This is a genomic window from Hwanghaeella sp. LZ110, assembly GCF_048892525.1.
Classification (GTDB): Bacteria; Pseudomonadota; Alphaproteobacteria; order UBA8366; family Aestuariispiraceae; genus Pacificispira.
In genome coordinates, this window is sequence record NZ_JBLZHT010000005.1 from 45,833 (window position 1) to 62,316 (window position 16,484).

At 54.8% G+C, this 16,484-nt stretch carries 11 protein-coding genes; 7 read left to right on the plus strand and 4 right to left on the minus strand.

The window, feature by feature from the left end:
* Positions 1-88: 88 nt before the first annotated feature.
* Positions 89-1,771, plus strand: a complete 1,683-nt coding sequence (locus tag ACOSDM_RS11415; RefSeq protein WP_420724658.1) for a putative bifunctional diguanylate cyclase/phosphodiesterase — start codon at positions 89-91, stop codon at positions 1,769-1,771.
* Positions 1,772-2,422: 651 nt separating this feature from the next.
* On the opposite strand, the gene ACOSDM_RS11420 is transcribed toward ACOSDM_RS11415, so the two are convergent.
* Positions 2,423-2,827: a tellurite resistance TerB family protein gene (locus ACOSDM_RS11420; RefSeq protein ID WP_420724659.1), complete on the minus strand. Its 405-nt coding sequence runs from the start codon at positions 2,825-2,827 to the stop codon at positions 2,423-2,425.
* Between the two features lie 177 nt (positions 2,828-3,004).
* On the opposite strand from ACOSDM_RS11420, the gene ACOSDM_RS11425 reads away from it, so the two are divergent.
* Together ACOSDM_RS11425 and ACOSDM_RS11430 are read left to right on the plus strand one after the other, a co-directional pair.
* Positions 3,005-3,952: an AEC family transporter gene (locus ACOSDM_RS11425; protein WP_420724660.1), complete on the plus strand. Its 948-nt coding sequence runs from the start codon at positions 3,005-3,007 to the stop codon at positions 3,950-3,952.
* Entirely contained in the window at positions 3,945-5,141 is a 1,197-nt protein-coding gene (locus ACOSDM_RS11430; protein WP_420724661.1) for a Coenzyme F420 hydrogenase/dehydrogenase, beta subunit C-terminal domain, read from the plus strand. The genes ACOSDM_RS11425 and ACOSDM_RS11430 overlap by 8 nt, the downstream gene beginning before the upstream one ends.
* A 317-nt stretch (positions 5,142-5,458) precedes the next feature.
* Here the strand turns inward: ACOSDM_RS11430 and ACOSDM_RS11435 are convergent, their stop codons facing one another.
* On the minus strand, positions 5,459-8,197 hold the full coding sequence (locus ACOSDM_RS11435) for an ATP-dependent DNA helicase (RefSeq protein WP_420724662.1): 2,739 nt from the start codon (positions 8,195-8,197) through the stop codon (positions 5,459-5,461).
* 282 nt (positions 8,198-8,479) lie between these two features.
* Here ACOSDM_RS11435 and ACOSDM_RS11440 point away from each other — a divergent pair, with 282 nt between their 5' ends.
* From ACOSDM_RS11440 to ACOSDM_RS11450, 3 genes are all read left to right on the plus strand, one after another.
* Entirely contained in the window at positions 8,480-9,052 is a 573-nt protein-coding gene (locus tag ACOSDM_RS11440; RefSeq protein ID WP_420724663.1) for a hypothetical protein, read from the plus strand.
* A 133-nt stretch (positions 9,053-9,185) separates the two neighbouring features.
* A complete protein-coding gene (locus tag ACOSDM_RS11445; RefSeq protein WP_420724664.1) occupies positions 9,186-10,328 on the plus strand; it encodes a hypothetical protein in 1,143 nt (380 codons plus the stop codon).
* Positions 10,325-10,984 carry a hypothetical protein gene (locus ACOSDM_RS11450; protein ID WP_420724665.1) on the plus strand — a complete coding sequence of 220 codons (660 nt, stop codon included), beginning with the start codon at positions 10,325-10,327 and terminating at the stop codon, positions 10,982-10,984. Before ACOSDM_RS11445 ends, ACOSDM_RS11450 begins: the two co-directional genes overlap by 4 nt.
* A 752-nt stretch (positions 10,985-11,736) precedes the next feature.
* On the opposite strand, the gene ACOSDM_RS11455 is transcribed toward ACOSDM_RS11450, so the two are convergent.
* Positions 11,737-12,309 carry a bifunctional transcriptional activator/DNA repair enzyme AdaA gene (locus tag ACOSDM_RS11455; protein WP_420724666.1) on the minus strand — a complete coding sequence of 191 codons (573 nt, stop codon included), beginning with the start codon at positions 12,307-12,309 and terminating at the stop codon, positions 11,737-11,739.
* Between the two features lie 137 nt (positions 12,310-12,446).
* Between ACOSDM_RS11455 and ACOSDM_RS11460 the strand changes: the two genes are divergently transcribed.
* Positions 12,447-13,364 carry a DMT family transporter gene (locus ACOSDM_RS11460; RefSeq protein ID WP_420724667.1) on the plus strand — a complete coding sequence of 306 codons (918 nt, stop codon included), beginning with the start codon at positions 12,447-12,449 and terminating at the stop codon, positions 13,362-13,364.
* A gap of 436 nt (positions 13,365-13,800) precedes the next feature.
* Here the strand turns inward: ACOSDM_RS11460 and pepN are convergent, their stop codons facing one another.
* Positions 13,801-16,440 carry an aminopeptidase N gene (gene pepN, locus ACOSDM_RS11465; protein ID WP_420724668.1) on the minus strand — a complete coding sequence of 880 codons (2,640 nt, stop codon included), beginning with the start codon at positions 16,438-16,440 and terminating at the stop codon, positions 13,801-13,803.
* Positions 16,441-16,484 lie beyond the last annotated feature (44 nt).

The following is a 16,484-nucleotide window of genomic DNA, read 5'->3' on the forward strand; positions in this document are numbered from 1 at the left end:
TTTTACCACTCAAACTATCTTTGCCAAAATTGCGTATATAAGTATCAGTTGGTTCTGCCGGTCAGATGACTGTTTAAAGGGATAATCCATGAAGAGACGTTTTGATAGATTTACATTCTCGCCAATGATCAGACTCTACAACAACCCCTGGATCGCTATCCTGACTATTGCGGTCTGTTTTGTCCTGTCCTGGATTATTGTGCGTGAATCTGGCGGAACAAAATTTGCCCATCTCCATGTCGTGTATTTTCCAGTGGTACTGGCCGCCTTCCGCTTTCGAGTATTGGGGGGGATTGTTGCGGGTCTTGTCGGCATGATTGTCATGGGGCCGATCATGCCATTGGATGTTCTGGCAGGGGAGCCGCAAGAACTGGATAACTGGGTTTCCAGGGGTGTGTATCTATGTCTTTTCGGCCTGGTGATTGGTCTTCTGCACGACACGATCCTGAGTCACCAACAGGAACTGTTCCGCATTATGAACTACGACCCTGTGACAAATCTTCCGCTATTCGAGGCATTCCGGCGCAAGATCAGCGCGGCCGCACAAACAATCAATGACCCGAACGATCAACACGTAATTCTGAATTTCGAAATCACAACCGCCGTCGACATCCGCACGTCATTTGGCAATGACGCCTGTGAGGACTTCATAAAGGCCTGTGCCAATCGAATAAAATCCATTCTGCCAGAGGAATCTTATCTGGCCCGTGGTGGGCACGCCACATTCCTGGCATTGATAGAACATGTAACGCCACAGGAGGCCGGTCGGATATCGAACTTAATCGTTTGCTCTCTACAGTATCCGGTAATGATGCGGAGCCTTCCAATGCGGATCGACAGCCGGATTGGCATGGTTGTGTTTCCGGATCATGGAACACAACCCGATGATTTGGTGCGCAAATCATTTGCGGCGATGCTGCAGACGCCATCCAAATTTTCCACGGCTTCGGTCTTTAACGAACACGATGACACAATGCGGCGGGACAATCTGAAACTGCTGGCGGATCTGGGCCAGGCAATCGAACGCAAGGAGATTGTTTTCTATGCCCAGCCCAAGCTGTGCGCCCGGACCGGGCTGGTGCGGGGATGCGAATTGCTGGTGCGGTGGAAACATGGGGAAGAGGGAATGATTCCCCCTGACCGCTTCATCCCTTTGGCAGAAAAGTCACGATTGATCTATGACATCACAAGCGCGTCGATTGAAGCCGCGCGAACCTATATGATGGCAACAGAGGCTGTGCTGCCGGATATCGACTATCATATCGCAATCAATGTATCGGGCTGGGATGTCACAGATTCAGACTTCCCCAGCCGATTAAAAGCAGCCTTCAAAGACGATATGAAACGCCTGCCCTATCTTGAACTGGAAATTACAGAGACCTCTGTTATTGAGGATCTGGGCGAGGCAAAGCCTATTCTGGCTGAATTGCGCGACATGGGAGTGCATATCGCCATAGACGATTTTGGGACAGGTTTTTCCTCATTTTCCTATCTGAAAGATTTCCCTGCCGACACTTTGAAAATCGACCAATCCTTTGTGCGGGAGGTTATGCAATCCTCAACCGATGCAATTCTGGTGCGCAGAACCATCGAACTGTCGAAAGATCTGAACCTGAAAAGCATCGCGGAAGGTGTCGAAGACAAAGAGGCTGCGGATTGGTTGACCAAGCAGGGATGCGATATGCTGCAAGGCTATTGGATCGCCAAGCCCATGCCGCTCTCAGAATGGCCGGACTGGTTGAAACAAAATGACCCCCGGGCACAGGCATAACAAAATTCCGGGATGTCCTTAAATTCGGAATGTCCTTAAACACATGCGCGGAACCGGCGCGCCCCTCTCCATCCCGTTAAATCGCTAACGTGTAACAACCATTCTTCACCGGCGTAATCCTGCCCTTCCTTGCAAAGCCAACAATGACCATGGAGAAACCCAAAACTCTCATACAGACGCTGGGATTTGACGTGACCTCTCATGTAACTCAGGCAGCTTTTATAGCTGCAGTCTGGGTAATCGGACAAAAAAACAAAAAAATGCCCGGATCCGAAGATCCGGGCAAGTTGAACAGGGAGGCTTCACGTCTGGGAGACGTAGGGCCGGGCTGATGGGGACATCACCCGGCGTCGCTGCACTGCAGCAACTGAAGCACCCCTTACATAGTCTTGTTGAGCCGCCCCGCCTAGCGTTAAAATCGTCAAACCGGGCATGCGAAAACTGCATGGCTGAAACAGAAGCCCCGCAACAAATGCGTCACAAACTCCGAATCCTTTGAAATCTAACGATAAAATAATAGGCGAACGCCTAATTTTTAGACAATTTTGGCGTTGCAAATTTGTCACCATCTCTGCCAATTCGCGCAAATAGATCTGTATTGGCGGCTTGATTCCTTGCCGAAGCTGAACACCAGACGACGACGCGGGGGGGTTAATCGATGGTGAATCGCGCCCGGACACCGCGCTCAATACCCGTGCAGATCAAGCGATCCAGTCCAAAAATCTGACGGAACATCTGCAGCAGGATCAATTCCTCATCGCTGGCTTCCAAATCCGCCGCCGCCACTTCAACCGCCAGCGCATAGGCAGTTTCATGCAGCGATACCGGCAGAGAGGCCTTCATTTCCTGCAAGATGTGATCGATACCATCAATATCATCCAGCTTGTCGATGCAGGCATTTGCGATACCGGTCAGTTGCGTCACATCAAAATCACGAAACACGGGCAGATGCGCAACGATGCGCCCAATCATTTCCATTTCGGATTCAGTGATCACGGCATCAGCGGCAGCGGCGATCACCATACCGTGGATAAGCGCCTCGTGACGGTTTAGCATTATTCAGAAACCCTCCGTTAAGAACTCTTTCTATAAAGAGCCTGAGTTATTTCAAGCTCCCCGCCGCACGTCAAGGAAGACCGTTACGCCTGTCCTTCGCGCTAATATGGGGTTGATACAGGCCAGTGCCATGCTTTCGGCTCGACAAAACGGGGCCAGCGCTTATAGCGTACCTTTATGCAAGCTCTTATCGACTTTTCCATTCCCATCTTCGCAATCATTCTGGCTGGCTGGCTGGCCGGACGGTTCCGGTTGTTGGGACAAGACTCCACTGCCGCATTGAATGGGTTCGTCTTTTTCATCGCGCTGCCCGCCCTGTTTCTGTCATCGACATCGCGCGCGCCGGTCGAGGCCGTTTTGAACTGGCCTTTATTGGCGGTCGTGGCCGGCGGCTATCTTTTCACCGCGATCCCGATTGCGATCATTGCGCGGATCTTTTTTGCACGGCGGATCGGGGAGATCGGCCTGCACAGCGCCTCCTCCGTCTTTGCAAATACCGGCTATATGGGAATTCCCCTGGGCCTGGCAGCCTTTGGTGAGAGCGCAACCAACCCCATGATCGCAACCGTGCTGGCCAATATCTTTATCGTGCTGGGCCTGGCGACTGCCATGATGGAAGTGGACCGCACCGGATCTAAAGGCCCGCGCATTGCCTATGACGCCGTCCGCGGGTTGGTGCGCAGCCCGCTGCTCTGTGCTTTGGCGCTGGGCATGGCCCTATCCGCATTGGGCATCACAATTCCCGGCCCCGGCCTGAAATTTCTGGATCTGCTGGCCGGAGCGGCAGGGCCCTGTGCCCTGTTTGCCATGGGCCTGTTTCTGGTGGGACAATCTGTTCGACGCGGTGCCGCAGAGGTCAGTTGGGTCACCTTTGTGAAGCTGATTATCCATCCGCTGGCTACCTGGCTGATCGCACATTACGTGATCCCGCTGGATCCTTTGGAAGAGGCTGTTGCGGTCGTTATGGCGTCCTTGCCCACGGGAGGATTGATTTTCGTCCTGGCCCAGCGTTATGGCATCTATGTGCAACGGGCCTCAGCGGTAATCCTGGTATCGACAATCCTATCTGTCGTGACCGTTTCCTTCATCCTGCAGCACTATGTCGACCTGCTGAACCATGGCTGACCCGGTCGAGGCCATTGCCTATGGACCCGCCGCCCCGCGCAGCCTGTGTACCGATTGCGGCGTATCGCGCATGTCAGATCCCAAACAATGCGGCAAGGCCTGCCAATTTATCAAACCAGACTATCCCGCGATGGAAACCGCTGTTCATGGCCGCGCCAGGGACCCGGTTCGCAGCGACGAGATGTATTTCGGCCCGTTCCGACGAATGCTGCGCGCAAAACTGAAAAACCCCAGCCCTGGCGCCCAATGGACTGGCATCACCACCCGGATCGCCCAACGCCTGCTGGAAACAAAGGCGGTGGATGCCGTCCTGACCATGGCGCCTGATCCACAGGACCGATGGAAACCAATGCCGGTTCTGGTGACCGAACCAAAGGGTATGGAACAGGTGCGGGGCATGCGCATGGGCTATGCGCCCCTGTTGGCGCTGCTGGAGCCAGCCATTGCCAAAGGCTACAAGCGTCTGGCCGTGATCGGCATTCCCTGCCAAGTCTATGCCCTGCGTGCGCTGGAAAAGGAATTGGGGCTGGAGCGGTTGTATGTCATCGGCACGCCCTGCTCCGATAATACGACAACAGAGAATTTCCATACCTTCCTGGAATTGCTGGCGGAAGACCCGGACACGATAACCTATCTGGAATTCCGCGCAGATTATTATGTGGAACTGCGCTTTACCGATGGCCGCAAAAAGGAAATTCCCTTCCTGATGCTGCCAATCTCGCAATTGCCACCAGATTTCTTCCCCCTGACCTGTCGCACCTGTGTCGATTACACCAATGTTTTGAGCGACATCACGGTGGGCTATATGGGCGGCCAGGGTCAGCAATGGTTGCTGGTTCGCAATGACCGAGGCGAGGAATTGATCGACCTGCTGGGCGACGAACTCCAATCGGAAGCGCCGGGCAGCAAAGGCAAACGCGAGGGGCCGGTAAAAGGGTTCCTGACCAATACAATCCGCGCGGCGGGCGGCCTGCCCCTGCGCCGCATGCCCAATTGGCTGCGCCCGATCGTGGGACGGTTAATGCCCATTGTCGGGCCCAAGGGTCTGGAATTCGCCCGCGCCCGGGTGGAGATGAAGGCCTGCGAGACCGTCGTTCATCTACGGCGCGAAGAACCCGCCCGCGCGCCCTACATGATCCCCGACCATGTCTGGGACATCGTGAAACCCTATGGGATCGAGCGGGAATGACGCACCACCACTCGAGCCCTATTCGCGCAGGCGGGTGAACAGGGCCACAGGCACCAATCGCGCCAGCCGCCCTGGACCCCGGATCAAGTCCGGGGTGACGATTGGTGCGATTTCATTAGTCCCACCTAGCCGGTCGCCAATGCTTTTGCCTACAAACGGGTCGACAATGAGACGTGCAACTACGGTTCCCAATATCAATAAGCACCCTCATCCTGAGGAGCGAAGCGTCTCGAAGGATGACAATAGTGTGCGCTCGATTCCGTCACCCCGGACCTGATCCGGGGTCCAGAGCAGCGATGACAAAAGACATCGTAAAGTTAAACCTCAGCAGGCATCAAAAAGGCCGCGACCCCCTCGACCGCCTCCTTCAGTCCGACCCGCTGAACCTCAACCCCGTCCGGGAAGGCCCCCAGCAGGCGGCTGGGCATGCGGGAATCCAGCAGGACGAAGACACCGCGATCATCCGCGCGCCGGATTAGCCGGCCAAAGGCCTGTTTCAGTTTCAGGCGGGTCATGGCGTCGTCATACTCCTTGCCGCCAAAGTGACCGCGCCGGGCCTTGTGCAGGATCGTCGGGCGGGGCCAGGGCACACGGTCAAACACGATCAGGCGCAGGCTGTCGCCCGGCACATCCACCCCATCGCGGATGGCATCGGTCCCCAACAGGCAGCTATGGGGTTCTGCACGGAACATATCGATCAGGGTCGGCAGGTTCAGCGCATCCACATGCTGCGCCAGCAGGTCGATGCCTTCTGCCTCCAAATCCGCACCAATGCGCTGATAGACGGCGCGCAGCCGGGCTATCGCTGTGAACAGGCCCAACGCCCCACCACCAGACGCGCGGAACAGTCCCCGATAGGCGGCTGCGACCTGGGCGGTATCGTTCCGGTTCACATCGGTAACGATATAGACCCGCGTATTTCTGGGGTAATCAAAGGGTGATGGCACCCTTGCCCGAATGGGCGGGCTGGGCAGGAAATTGGTGCCCGCCCGACGCTCTGCCGACAGCCAATCCGCCTCCCCATCCCCAGACCCGTCGGTTAACGTTGCAGAGGTGATCAGCGCGCCATGGCTGTTGATCAACACGGTTTCAGCAAAGGGAAAGCTGGGGTCAACCCAATGGCGGCGCATGCCCACATCCAGGTCGCGCCCATCAACTCGGTCCACCCCAAACCATTCGACGAATTGGTCGGGCGTCGCCTGATCCAGGGACCCTGCCATCTCCATCGCGGCCTTGGCATAGTCTATGACGCGATGGGTGAGCGAGCGGCAGATCTGATCGATCCGCATCTTGTCGCCGCTTTCCAACTCATCGGCTTCCTCACTCAGGCGCGCCAGCAAACCATCGCGCAGGCCCGTTGCGGACCGTAGCAATGTCTGGAACAGATCCTTAACGCTCAGGCCTGCTTCGGCGACTTCGGGGCTGGGTTCGGTCGCTTCAACCTCCAGGCCGAAGGGGCCATCGGCGTCTCGCGCCCTTGCATAGACCAGACGACGGACCTCCGCTAAAAAGACTTCGACCGGCCCCTGGGCACGCCCCTCCGTCATGCGGGCATGCCAGCCTTCACCCGGTAAACCGGCGGCCGCACGCATCAGGGCCTCCAGATGGGCGCGATTGTCCTCTGGCCCCAGCAGGTCTTCACAGCGTGCCTTCAGACCCCGTGCACGGCCGCGACCGGTTCCCTCATTCCCGCGCAGCCAGCGGCGCAGTTCGGCGGTTTCCTGCCCCGACAGATGGGCGGAAAAGGCACTGTCGGCGGCATCGAAGACATGGTGCCCCTCGTCAAAGACCAGCCGCGTTGTGCGCCCCCCAAGATCCAGCGCGCCGCGCGCCGCCTGGATCATCACCAGCGCATGATTGGCGACCACCAGATCAGCCTTGCGGGACCGGCGAACGCCGCGCTCGATAAAGCATCGGCTGTAATGGGCGCAGGCGGTATAGACGCATTCCCCCCGCCGATCGGTCAGGCTGCTAAGCCGCCGCCCGCCGGTCAGATCCACCAGCCAGGCGGGGAAATCACCCCCGGTCATATCTCCATCGCGCGTTGCCGCCGCCCATCGCGCCATCAGGCCCAGCGGGATTGCCTCCGACCTGTTGATCTCAACGGCGCGTACCGTCTCTTCCAGGTTCAGCAGGCACAGGTAATTCTCCCGTCCCTTGCGGATGACGACGCGGCGGTCTTTCTCCTTCGCATCGGGGAACAGGCGGTCCAGCTCCCCATCAATCTGATGCTGCAGGTTGCGGGTATAGGTCGACAGCCAGACCGGCCCTTCATTCTTTTCCGCCCACAGGCTGGCCGGCGCGATATAGCCCAAGGTCTTGCCCACGCCGGTCCCCGCCTCTGCCAGGACGACACGGGGATTGCCCTCATCCTCGCGGGGCCGAAACACCTCACTGACGGCAGAGGCATAGTCAGACTGGCTCGGCCGGGCTTCCGCCCCTGCCCCCAGCAGATCAGCCAGGCGGCTGCGTGCCTCTGCCGGATCAACGGCCAGATCACCGGGCGGCGGCGGGGGCGCTTCTTCCTGCCATTCCGGCAGGTCCTTCCAGACATCCAGCCCGGTCACAGCGGCGCGCAGCCCGGCAGATTCTGACTCTTCGCCCAACGCCGCCAAGACCATCGGGCCCCAGCTCCAACCGCCCTGAGCCATGGCGAAGGCACAGCGCCGGGTGCGGGGGTCCCGCTCCCCCACTGCCATCAAGTGACGCAACAGACGCTGGGCAGCGCGGGGCAGCAGGATCGCCTGATCCTCCAACCCGCCTGGAATTGGCAATTGCAAAGCCTCGGCCAGCCCGCGCGGGGTCGGCACACAGAATTTTGCAGGCGCGACAAAGGCGAACAGTTCCAGCAGATCCAAACTGCCAGGCGGTATACGCCCCCCGGCCCGACCCGAAATCCGGGCCACGGTGGCAGGGGCATGCAACAGGTAAATCGGCCCGCCTTTGGACAGCCGTCGCGCCGCCTCCTTATGGGGCAGACGCTCCACCTCTCCATCCTCGGTCAGCCACGCAGCCTCATGCACCCCGGCCACAAGGGCGGGCGCAGGTTCCAGCATAAGAGTAGGGGCCGCACACATTCCCCACTTTCACCGGATTCCAACCCAGTCCTCAAGCGATGGTTTCAATCATGAATGGGCCATTATGTTCCCTTTAAAGTATGGTTTTTAAATTAATTCTTTATATGTTCTTATTAAGCCACTATACAAGCTTTGGGAGCGGGCCATAAGTGCGTCCAAATCCCAAAAGCCAGACTTACCCTGTTCAAGCCTTACGCCGCATCGGAAGCCCGATGCGGCGTCTTTTGTTTGGATACACTCTAAATTTGAAAGGAATGACCCATGGGCAGTTCAACAACCGCACCAAGCACACCCGTACCAAGCACACCCGCCGTCGACAGCGGCAGCACGGCACGATTTGATTCGATAGGCGCCCGCGCGCCCACTGCACCCGCGCGCACAACAGCCGTATCTACCACACCCAACACAACTGGCAGGATGCCGTATAATGGCGGTCTCGCAGGGGGCTATAGCCCAACCCTGCCAAGTCTGAACCCGGCCGTGCCAACAGTACCAGCCAATCCGACTGTCCCGGAAAATCTGGCCTGGAATCGCTGGGATGGTGCAACCGCGCCCGTGCCCACGCCGTCGGCTTCAGGGATCAATGCCTCAAAACCACAGCGCACCGCCGCACCGGATGTGACCGACAAAACACTGATCACACCCGGCATACGGCTGTCCGATCCAAACCGAACCGTGGAAACGCGAAACCCGCATCCGCCAACGCGCAGCGAAACAAAGCGCCCGTCCCCCTCACCCCAGACCAAGGCCAGCCAGTCCTATCGTGGCATGCACGGGCCAGGGGAACCAAAGCGCCCCTTACCCTCGGCACCAGAGCATCATGCGCTCGCATGAGCTCACACATGATGCTCTTACGGCTTGTTTTTTCAGCAAATACGTCGTCGCAAACGATCCCGTTTGCTCGGGATTTGCTGCGCCTGTTCTTTCAGAGGAAGCGCAAGCCTCGAATGACCGCCTGGTATCGGCAATGACCAAGACCCGCGATCCCTCTGGTCTGATTGAGTTCATGGTAGCCGCAAAACAGCGGTCTCCCGACCAGTTTGCCGTTGAATATGCCGATATCCTGGACCGCTACCAAAAGGCCCTGCCCGACTCGCAGCAGGATCAATATCATGCCTTCAAATCAAAAGCAGATGCAGCCCTGGGCTATCACAGAAGCCAGGGTGACCGTTCCTGGGTCGCAGGCGCCCTGCACGAGCCTCTATGGACTGCCCCAAAACGACAGCAACAAGACGTGCATCAGGCCACTCTGCGCCGCAAAGAAAATCGGAGCCTCAGCCAGGAGGAGCGAAACCGCCGTGTGGACGCAAAACCGAAAGACGGAACCTGGGATTTCATTAAAGAAGCCGCCACTGAGGGGCCATCCGACCTTGTAATCGATGATAGTGCTCCTTTAGGTATAAATGCCCTGCGGGAAGCCTTCCCAGACTTGCCCGAAAGTCCAACACGTGATGACTTCTACAAGGCAATGCAAACCCTAAAGCCGGGTGAAACTGTTCTTGAAAACAGTCGGACATATGAGTTGATCCACGCCTTGCTGCATAATACGCCGGGCGCCATTCCATCCAATTTTCCCAAGGCAGCGAGTGAGGTCACCAGTTGGAACGCTGTTGGCGCTGTGGACGCCGCATACAACCCCTATCTTACGGATGAATCCCAAGACTATCTGAAATTCATTCACCACAATCTAATCCCCTATAACTTGGAGATTTTTGCCAACTTGCAAAAGGGGGTAGAGCCAAAAGGATTGGAGGGACTGCGGGGATTAGATCTGGACATAAAGCTGGTCGAACGGGAGCAGCATTTAGTTTCCGTGCTAACAGACCGCTATTTTATGGATAATCCGAATCTCAACAAAAGGGTAGTTATGCAAGAAATCAGCGACTCAACTACGAATGCGATGCCATATGTCAACATTAAGCCTTTGGACCAATTTGGAATCGGCAAAATAAACTTATCGGCGATTGGAGATTCTCGAAACGATTATGTACAGGCAGCAACGACCGATCTATTCTCAACCCAGGATTACAATACCAAAAAGGAGTCTGACCGCGTGAAGATCGGGCAGAACATTGTGCGTCAAATCTACCGGAAAAGGTCCAACGAATGAAAGCGGTTGGCCGGTTTTTCGGACTCTTCTTTTTAGAATGGGTACTGGACATGGCCATCTGCGTGGTGGCCATGTTCAGCTTGGGCGTATTAATGATGTTGATAATCTCAGTCTTTGGACCAAATCACATCGACATAAAAAATACTATTTTTTACGAATCAATAAACATAATTGGAGTTATAAGCTTTGTAATTATTATAAATTTATCCAGATTATGGAATCAATTAATAATAAATATGACAATAAGATCAATAGTATCATATTTTTATTTTAATATATATTTGAGTATATTTTTAATTTCTATTCCAGCCATAATGTTATACGGGCTTATATTTATTTCATTCTTTGATTTTTTATTTTCCAGTACGCAAACATTCGATTGGTTCTCAACATCCTATCCTAACACTTTTTGGTTTCTTATAACACTTCCCTTTGTAGTCAGCACCTTGACCGCCCCCTATATTGTTTATCGCTGGAAGGGCGAGGTATTTGAGAGCCGGTTCAATCGCAAGTTTCGCGCACAACTGCAAGATAAAGAGCGAATTCAGGCGCTCACCGGGATCAAACAGGCCCCCTGGTGGGAAAGCGGCATAGGACCAAAAGACAACCTGCTGGACTTTTGCCGCAAGCGTTTTCAGAAAAGGTCCAGCGAATGAGAGCGGTCGGGCGGTTTTTGTGCCTCTTCTTTCTGGAATGGATACTGGACATGGCCATCTGTATGGTGGTCACGTTCAGCCTGGGCGTGATAGTAACCATTCCAATATGGATATTTGGGCCAAACGACATCGACCTCGGAAGAATACCTTATTACGAAGAACTCAATATACATAAAATTCTTTTGTTCGTTATATTTGCAAATATTCTCAGGTCATATAATCAAATTATAATAAATGCATTAGTACGATCTATTGTTTCTTATTTCTATTTTAACATATATCTTAATATTTTTATAATTTCCATTCCAGCAATCCTAGTTTATGGATGCATGCTACTTATCTTTTTTTTAATATTTTTTGGCACTCAAGAGTTTGATTGGAGTATTGGGGGAATACTCAACCAATCTGGTTTTTTATCACCCTCCCCTTCGTCATCAGCACACTAACCGCCCCCTATATTGTATATCGATGGACAGGCGAAGTGTTTGAGAGTCGGATCAACCGGAAGGTTCGTGCGCAGTTGGAAGAGAAAGATCGCATGCGAGAACTTCAGACCCCGCCAGAAAAGCCCTGGTGGGAAGAAGGCTTCGGACCAGATACCCTGCTGGACTTTTACCACAAATGCTTCCGGAAAAGATCTACTAAATGAAAGCGGTCGCAGTTTCCATCAGAAGATTTAGTGTAGCACACATTCCCAAGTCTCGCCAAATTCCGCTCCAAGCTTCAAGCGATGGTTTGATCCCGCGCACCATTCACCGCCGAAAGGATGAAGGAGGTTTGCCATAGAGTGCTTTGAACACATCATTAAATCGCCTCACACTTTGAAAACCAGCGGCAAAGGCGATGGAGGTAAGCGACATCGTCCCCTCATTGATCATCCTTTTGGCCCGTTGCACTCTTGCCGTTGCTGCGGCTTGTGTTGGACTGGCTCCTGCATGTTTTGCAAACAATCGTGAAAGATGACGCGTTCCAATACCTAGTTTGTTCGCAAGATCATCAACACTGTTCGTATCCAAGAACCCCTCATCAATCAAGCGTAGGGCCCGCCCCACGGTCGTCGCGGTACCAAGCCAGGCTGGACTGCCCGGTGCGGATTCTGGTCGACATCGAAGGCAAGGTCTGAATCCCGCCTTTTCTGCCGCAGCGGCTGTGGGATAGAAGGTAACATTTACCGATTTTGCAGGCCGCACAGGACAGATTGGTCGACAGTATATCCGTGTCGAACGGACTCCAGAAAAGAAAACACCATCATAGGCCTTATCGCGGGCCAAACGCGCACGATCACAGGTTTCAGAATCTGGGAAGAAGGTCGTTATTTCATCCATACCTCATTTTCCCTGAGGGCTTTAAGCAAGTCTAGCTGGAATCAGACTCGATCCCGCGATGGCGTCCGAAACCAGCCAGATCACGTTGCGCCAAAGTGATAGATCACAGGAAGCCCAACAAAAATATAGGAAAATCAATGCCCCAAAAATCAGAGGTAAAGCTACCAGAAATTGGGCTTCTCATTCTCTTGTCATTTTTATGGGGAGGATCGTTTACCCTTACTGAAATCGCTATCGAGACAATCCCACCAGCAACCATCGTCTGCGGGCGCTTGATCGTAGGGGCGATTCTTTTGAGCCTTTTTGCTGTTTGGAATCGTGTCACCTTTCCAAAAACGCTCAACCAGTGGACCCCAATGGTACTACAAGGGATATTGCAAAGCGCACTGCCCTTCATGTTGATCAGTTGGGGGCAGACGCATATCGACAGTGGCCTTGCTGGATTGCTTAATACAACACCGCCCCTATTTGTCTTCCTGATCGGTGCCTTTTTGTTGCGCGATAGAAGCGTTGGGAAGCGACATTTATTTGGAGTTCTGCTGGGGCTAATTGGCGTTCTGACCATTATGGAGCCTGCTTTACGATCGGGTGAAAGCAGTTCCACTTTAGGCCAACTCGCCGTAATCGGTGCCAGTCTTAGCTATGCTCTGGCGGCGCTCAATGCCCGAAGATTCAACACTCAGCCAGCGGTACTCACGGCGGCCTGCTCTATGAGCTTTGCCGCATTGATGATACTTCCTGTCTCGGTTGTTGTAGATCATCCGATGACCCTTGCGCCGACATTTCATGCCGTAGCGTCGGTCATCACCCTTGGTGTATTTTCCACTGCCATTGCGATGGCAATTTACTTTCGGCTTATCCGTACCCTGGGGCCATTGATTGTCACAACCGGCAGCTATATGCGCGCCGCCTTCAGTGTGCTGCTGGGCGTTGTGTTGTTACAAGAAGAGGCCTCGGCGACCTTAATCCTCGGTCTGATCATGATCTTTACGGCAGTGGCCGTTATCAGCGGACATCTGAAACTAATACCTAAAATCACATCGAAGAAATCCTAACTAAAAAGGACCGTTTAAAATGAAGGCTATGTTGCAATGGCTACTGGTTCAAATCACTTGGATCTTTCAATTGGACTGCGCATCGCTTCGCACCCGAAGCAATGAGCGCGCTGTGATTACGCTCGAGAGTTTTGGACATTGATTGCCTAAAAGCGGTCACATCCGGTCCCTACGAGACCACCAGTTGGAACGCTATCGGCGCAGTAGACAACGATAAATTTTGGACGGAAACACTGGTCGGCACAAGAGAAGCACAGGACTATCTGAAGTTCGTGAACAGAAACCTGCCCCCCCCAATAGACATGAGGTTTTCGCCAACCTGCAAAAAGGAGTCGGACCAAAGGAGAGCCTGCTGGACTTTTGCCGCAAACGCTTTCGCCCCCCAACCGAGTAAGGGCTAAGCGGCGATTGGTACGGTTACGACAATTACCTTAAGTCACTCCCCCAATGATTTGGTCGCGATTTCCAGGCTGTCGCGGCTGAGGCCGCTGGTTTTGGCGATGCGTTCCAACTGGTCGCGCATAAGGCGGCTGCGATCAGCGGGCAGGCGACGCCATTGACCAAAGACACCCAGCAAGCGGGCGGCGACCTGGGGATTGATGCCATCCAACTGCACCAGAACATCGGCGACGAAGCGATAACCCGTGCCATCAGCAGCATGGAACCGCACCGGATTTCCCATGGCGAAAGCCCCGACCAGGGCGCGCACCTTGTTGGGCTTTTTAATCGAGAAGGCTGAATGGGACATCAGTTTCTTGACGCGGTCCAAAGTATCGGCGCGATTGCTCATGGCCTGGACCGCGAACCATTTATCCATGACTTGCTCGTCACCCTTAAAGCGGTCATAGAAAGCCGCCAGGGCCGCCTCTTGCTCTGGCCCATCGGTATCGGCCAGCACAGAAAGTGCGGCCATGCGATCGGTCATATTGTCAGCCTGATCAAAGCGCGATTTTGCCAGCGCAATGGCGGCCGCGCTGCCCGTTGCGCCCAGATAGGCCAACGCCGTGTTGCGCAGGGCCCGACGCCCCGCAGACTCTGCGGCTGGATCATAAGGGCCAGTTTCCGCGAGAGCATCGTGCACCGCCAGAAACTCCGCCTGGAAAGCCTCAGCAATTGCCTTGCGCAGCATCATGCGGGCGGAATGGATTTCATCTATGGCGACCGGGCGCATCTGTTCTGCAATGTAATCTTCCGTCGGCAAGGCAATGGCCTGGGCGCGGAAGGCCGGATCCAAATCCGTGTCCAACAGGATTTTACCCAAGGCCTCGATCAAGGCCTTATCGATGACCGGCTCTTGTCCATCGCGCAGCGCCTGCACCATCTCCAACAGGCGCTTAGTGGCATATTGCTGACCGGCCTCCCATCGCGCAAAAGGGTCTGGATCATTGGCCATTTGAACGACGCGGTCTTGCGGTGTGTAAGCCGCTTTCAAAGCGATTGGCGCAGAAAATCCTCGGTTCAATGAGGGTACAGCCGGAGCGCTGATATCTTCAAACACCGTCACCAATGTCGCCTCGTTCAGGGCCAGCACGGTTTCCTCGCCCAAATCCTCCCCATCCACACGCAAGCGGAGGGGCTGACCGGTTATCGCATCCATCAATCCCATACGCAGCGGAATTGGCAGAGCCTGTTTTTCCGGCTGACCGGGTGTTGGCTTTGTGGTCTGTTCCAAAGTCAGTGTCAGTTGTTGTGCTTTGGCGTCATGCTGCCATTCTGCCTGAACCTCTGGCGTGCCCGCCTGACTGTACCAGGGTTTGAAATATGTCAGGTCACGCTTATTCGCATCGGCCATGGCGGCGACGAAATCATCACAGGTGACCGCCTGCCCGTCGTGACGCTGAAAATACAATCGCATACCGGCCTGGAATCCGTCTTCGCCCAGCAAGGCGTGAAGCATACGGATGACCTCCGCCCCTTTCTCGTAGACGGTCGCGGTGTAGAAATTGTTGATCTCGATATAGCTTTCTGGCCTAACGGGATGGGCCAGGGGGCCGGAATCTTCCGGGAATTGCCGCGCGCGCAGCATGCGGACATCCTGGATGCGCTTCACCGGACGCGAGCGCATGTCGGCGGAAAATTCCTGATCGCGAAACACGGTCAGGCCCTCTTTCAGGCTCAACTGAAACCAATCGCGGCAGGTAACGCGATTGCCGGTCCAGTTGTGGAAATATTCATGGGCAACAATGCCTTCGATAGAGCCAAAATCCGCATCGGTGGCCGTCTCTGGATCGGCCAGAATGTATTTCGCATTGAACACATTCAGCGACTTGTTTTCCATCGCGCCCATATTGAAATCACTGACCGCGACGATGTTGAAGATATCCAAATCGTATTCCAGGCCAAAGCGGGATTCATCCCAGGCCATGGACCGCTTCAGCGCATCCATTGCATAGGCACAGCGCGGCGCATTGCCCGGTTCGACCCAGATTTTTAGATCAACCACACGCCCGCTGCTGGTGGTAAAGGTATCTTCAAACGCGTCCAGAGTTCCGGCGACCAGGGCAAACAGGTAGCTGGGTTTTGGAAAGGGGTCGGCCCAGACGGCCTGATGCCGCCCGTCTGACAGATCGCTCTTATCCGTTAAGTTACCATTGGACAGCAGGACAGGATAAGAGGCTTTGTCGGCGCGAATTGTGGCGGTGAAAACGCTCATCACATCGGGTCGGTCGGGATAGAAGGTGATCCGCCGAAACCCTTCCGCCTCGCACTGAGTACAGAAAATGCCATTAGACTGATACAGGCCTTCCAGACGAGTATTTTCGACCGGATCAATGGCAACCTGTGTCATCAACTCAAAGGAAGCCGGTGGATTGTTAAGGGTCAGGCCGGTCTTGCTTTGGCTATACGCGTCTTTCCCCAGCGCTGTCCCATCGATCTCAATCGCCTTCAGACGCAAATCTTCGCCGTCCAGGGTCAAGGGACCGGTTGCCCCCGGCGCTCGCCGAATGGCAAGCCGCGCTGTGACCAGAGTTTCCTTCGGGGCCAGATCGAATTCCAAGGCCACATGATCAATGGAATAGGCAGGCGCACGATACTCTGACAGGCGGATTACGGGCGGCTGGTCGGTCTTCATCATAGGTCCTTAATGCAATAAAGGGGAACGCGATAAGGGGGCAGCGT